The 3780-nt window shown below is 53.8% G+C and carries 4 protein-coding genes; 1 reads left to right on the forward strand and 3 read right to left on the reverse strand.

What is annotated here, in order from left to right:
- The 3 genes from RE6C_RS19020 to RE6C_RS33285 form a co-directional block, all read right to left on the reverse strand.
- On the reverse strand, positions 1-1667 hold a 1667-nt coding region (locus RE6C_RS19020; RefSeq protein WP_039962579.1), incomplete at its 3' end, for a type I restriction endonuclease subunit R.
- 24 nt (positions 1668-1691) lie between these two features.
- Positions 1692-2198: a hypothetical protein gene (locus RE6C_RS31790; RefSeq protein ID WP_144054830.1), complete on the reverse strand. Its 507-nt coding sequence runs from the start codon at positions 2196-2198 to the stop codon at positions 1692-1694.
- A 419-nt stretch (positions 2199-2617) separates the two neighbouring features.
- Positions 2618-2944, reverse strand: coding sequence for a restriction endonuclease subunit S (locus RE6C_RS33285; protein ID WP_201766883.1), 327 nt, complete (start codon positions 2942-2944; stop codon positions 2618-2620).
- On the opposite strand from RE6C_RS33285, the gene RE6C_RS19035 reads away from it, so the two are divergent.
- Positions 2826-3767: a rhamnogalacturonan acetylesterase gene (locus RE6C_RS19035; protein ID WP_008659147.1), complete on the forward strand. Its 942-nt coding sequence runs from the start codon at positions 2826-2828 to the stop codon at positions 3765-3767. The genes RE6C_RS33285 and RE6C_RS19035 overlap by 119 nt on opposite strands.
- The last annotated feature ends 13 nt before the right edge of the window (positions 3768-3780 follow it).

Raw genomic sequence — 3780 nt, forward strand, 5'->3', positions numbered from 1 at the left:
AAAATGGCGGTTCCTCGGTGGTCGTTGAGTCGCGGCTTAACCCGAAAGTCATGAATCAGGTTGCCGACGATCCGTTGTTTGCGTTCACCGGAGCTCATCAGCTCTTCCATCGTCGCCCAACGCTTTCGCAGTACGGCACGTTGAAAGTTGTTTAGCCCTCGCGTCGCTTGATCAAACCACGCATCAATTTCGGTGCGAGTCGTCAGACGCTGGGGAACGCTACGAGCCTCGTATTTCAGGTCCAAAACCACCTTGTCCCGCACCGCTTCATGGAACTTGTAGGTGTGGATGTTCGTGCCGAAGACATCGCGAGTCATCGTTTTGTCTTTGCGAAGCAGCGGCGTTCCGGTAAAACCGATAAAGATCGCATCGCCCAGCCAACGTTTCATCTGCTTGTTCATGTCGCCACCCTGCGTCCGGTGGCACTCGTCGACGAAGACGTAGAACTGACCGTGGATCGGTGGCTTTTTGGCTTTCAGATCTGGCTCGAATTTGTGAATCAGAGCACACAAAACGCGCGGTGTTGTCTCGCCAATTTTCTCTTCAAACTCCGCCCGGGAAGTGACTCGCGGCGAGGCGGAATCGGTGCCAATGACTCCGGCGTTTCGCATCACGCCTTCGATTTGTTTATCCAGTTCGTCGCGGTCGGTCACGATCAGGATTCGAGCGTTCGAGTCGTGCTCCAGCAGCCACTTGGCGATCAGCACCATCAGAATGCTCTTGCCGCTGCCCTGGGTATGCCAGATGACCCCGCCCTCCTCTTGCCGGATTCGTTCTTGCGCCGCCTTGACCCCGCGAAACTGATGAACGCGTGGGACCTTTTTCTGGCCAGCATCAAAGATGATGAAATTGCGGATCAGGTCCAGCAACCGAGTCTTCTCGCACATCTCGGCAATTGGTTCGTCAAGTAAGTAACCCGCCTCGGCTTCCCCATCACTTGGACTGCCGACTTGGGCCTGGGTCTGGTAGGCCCCTAGCCTCTCCTTGACGGCGTCACTGCCGCCCAAACGATCAGCGTGGTCTTCGGTCTTCCATTCGGCAAAGAACTTGGTTGGTGTACCCGTCGTCCCGTATTTTAAACCCTCGGAATCATTGCCTGCGAACACGAGCTGCACTGCGGCGAAGAACCCTTTGTTGAAAATCTCCTCCTGGTTGGTGCGCAGTTGCTCGATGGCATCGGCGATCCCGACCGAATGACGTTTCAGTTCAAGCACACCGACGGCGATCCCGTTGATGTAGATGACAATGTCGGGACGTCGTTCATAGCCACCGCGAAGTGTCACCTCTTCAGCAATCGCAAAGTCGTTCTTGTCTGGGTGGTCCCAGTCAATTAGATGAACGGTTTGGTGAGATTGCCCAGCAGCGGTCTGAACTTGAACTCCGTACCGAAGCAACTGATAGGTCCGCATGTTCGCTTGGTAGAGCGAAACGCCAGTCGTATCGGCAGCCGCCAACAGCTTTTGAGTCGCTGCAGAGATTTGAGCGTCGGAGTATCCACGATCGACCAAGTTCGCCGTTAGATACTCTGTTTCGATCGGGCGATTGTTTTCTCGCGTGCTCCAGTCACCGAGATGCCGATATCCCAAATATTTTGGATGGGATTGATCCGTAAATCGCTTGGCAACGCGGATCTGTGTTTCGCGTTCTGATCGAGGTTGTTCAGGCATGAATGCTCCAGCCGCCAAATAGAATCAAACGCGTTTTGAAAACTCGGAATGCCAGCTGACCATTCTGTCAATATCTTTCTCAATCTCGTCGGGATCGGGTACGTCCACCGGCGCTTCACTCGACTGGCTGTGCTCGTAACAGGAATACTTGGTCATCATTTCATCGACTAAGTTGCAGTCCGCGGAGTTTATCTTTACCAGACTTCCAATTTTTCCCATCGTGTTGATGGACCGTCGGTGCCGCTGAACTACGTCGGCCAAAAACACTGTCTCGACGATCCGCTCCATTAGAATTCGGAAGTCACTGCAAATCGATTTGGCGTGAATGTAGTTCATCCGCTTGGCTGCCCAGATTGCCTCAGCAGGAAAGCACTCTATGGCGAGCTTATGCTCACCCGAGTTCTCGGGAGTCCACAGCTTGAATTGACTTGGCAGGCCATCGATCAGTGCCTCGATTCGCGGTGCGAGGGGAGCACCCGGCTGGATATTTGGTTGCCATCCCTTTGCGCCGCCAGCAGCTTTGTCAATCACCTTCCTCTTGCAGCCCAAATAGTCCTCGCAAGCGCGTCGGCATACAGTTCCCTTTGCTGGGACAGCAGATCTCGTGGGGAAGTTCCGGCACGCTGCCTGTAGAGGAGCATCAATCGCAAAAACAACTTGCTCAATGTCTCTGTCAAACTTTTCGATCAATTCGTTCAACGCTTCACATGTTTGCTTCGCCTCGGGATCACGATCCCTTAGTGGAACTCGTAGGTGTGCGACTTGTGGTTCGACCGCAGTCTCAGAGACCAAAGCCGCGACGAGGAAATCGTATTGGGAACTCTTGTTGCTTTTCGAGCCTCCAAACCAAGCGATATCGAGTCCGATGCACAATGTGGGCTTGAAGCTCGCGTGGCCGATTGCCTGAGGCAACTTGTGTTCGACGATCGGTTGTTTGCCCCTTTCTTCGCTCATATCAATCTCGTTCTTCCGGTTAGCAGTTCCTGCATCATTCCCTGCTTGAGCATTGACGTCTTCTCGCGGCGGCGTTCAAACGCGGCGATCTCGGCGTCCATATCGGACAGCACTTCGGCGATCGCGGCTTGTTCGTCGATAGTAGGAGGTAATGGCACCCGGAAATTTCTGATGTCACCTGGACTGATGTGAGGGATCGCAGTTATGGTAAGCGTCGCGCGTGAAGCAGAACCGAGCCACGTCGATCCATCAACCTCGCATTCAAAACCGGAATCTGAAAGCGACAGACGTCGCTTGGTTTTAATCGGTGACTCAACCGTCAAGAATGGTCGAGGCCGCGGTGAAGGTGGCCTGTTTGGTTGGGGACAAGTGATCGACAAACATTTTGATCCCGAAAAGCTCGAAGTTGAAAATCGTGCGCTCGGTGGACGCAGCAGTCGTACGTATCTGACCGAAGGATTATGGCAGAAATCGCTCGATCGTTTACGCGAAGGCGACTTCGTGATGATGCAGTTCGGTCACAATGATGGCGGCAAGATGTTCGAGGGCGATCGACCTCGCGCGTCCATCAAAGGCAATGGCGATGAATCGATCGACGGAGTGATGGATGCGACGGGCAAGGCAGAAACCGTTCGCAGTTTCGGCTGGTACCTGAGAAAATACGTTGCCGATGCGAAAGCCAATGGAGCCATCCCCATCGTTTTGTCGCAGGTACCGCGTGATCGCTGGCAGGACGGTCGCGTGATTCGATCGGACAAAGACTACGGTCTTTGGGCACGAGAAGCCGCTGAACAAACCGGCGTCCTGTTCATTGACCTGAATGAGATCGTAGCGCGCCGCTATGAAGAACTTGGCGAGGCAAAAGTCGGACGCGACCTATTCACGCAGAATGACTGGACGCACACCAATCTTGAAGGAGCTGAGATCAACGCCGCTTGCGTCGTTGATGGAATCAAGTCGCTTCAAGAATGCTCTCTGAAGGACTACCTCCGCAAATCCCCGGACGACAAACGGCTATCTGCGTGGCATTTCGATTCTTCGCAAGAATTCTTTCGGGAAGGCTTCCAACAAGTTCGTCCCGACGAGAAGTTCTTGCTGCAAAATGGCTATGGGTTTCTCGATTCGCGATCCACCGCATCCGATTAGGGGAAGGGTTTTG

The sequence above is a fragment of the Rhodopirellula europaea 6C genome, from assembly GCF_000338295.1.
Lineage (GTDB): Bacteria > Planctomycetota > Planctomycetia > Pirellulales > Pirellulaceae > Rhodopirellula > Rhodopirellula europaea.

Excerpts from the sequence above, each read along its gene's own strand:
- RE6C_RS19035 (WP_008659147.1), top strand. The coding sequence starts at position 2,826 with ATGGTAAGCGTCGCGCGTGAAGCAGAACCGAGCCACGTCGATCCATCA.